Annotated in this window: 1 pseudogene; it reads right to left on the bottom strand. The window is 61.6% G+C overall.

Annotated elements, in window-relative coordinates:
- Window positions 1-60: 60 nt before the first annotated feature.
- Window positions 61-456: pseudogene (locus EN925_RS39215) on the bottom strand (type VI secretion system ATPase TssH); the annotation flags it as partial.

Here is a 456-nt window from a genome sequence, read left to right as displayed (position 1 = left end):
CGGGGGATCGCGAATAGCGGGCCGGCAGCCGAGGGCGACGAGGTTCTACACGATCAGAACCTACTCGAAGGAATAAGTGAAACCTTCCTTGGAGGCGCCGACGGTGACTTTGGTCATCTTTTCGCCCTCGAGCGACCGGTTAAGCACGCCGCGGCTCAGTTCCGGCAGCAGCGTGTTGGTCAGGATGGCATCGATCATCCGCCCGCCGGATTCGATCTCGGTGCAGCGGGCCTTGACCAGATCCATGACACCGTCGCCGATCACCAGTTCCGCATCGTTGGTTGCCCGCAACCGGCGAGCGATCTTGGCGAACTGGTGGCCAGTGATCGCCTCGATCATCGAATCAGAGAGCGGATAGTAAGGAATGGTCACCACCCGGCCAAGGAAGGCAGCCGGGAAGACCTTCAGCAATGGGCTGCGCAAGGCGGTATCCAGATCGTCGAGCCCGGTCCGCAG

This window comes from Mesorhizobium sp. M7A.F.Ca.US.006.04.2.1 (genome assembly GCF_004022915.1).
In the GTDB taxonomy this organism is placed as follows: Bacteria; Pseudomonadota; Alphaproteobacteria; order Rhizobiales; family Rhizobiaceae; genus Mesorhizobium; species Mesorhizobium ciceri.
Note: the sequence above shows the minus strand (reverse complement) of the source record. Positions and strands in the feature narration are given on the sequence as shown.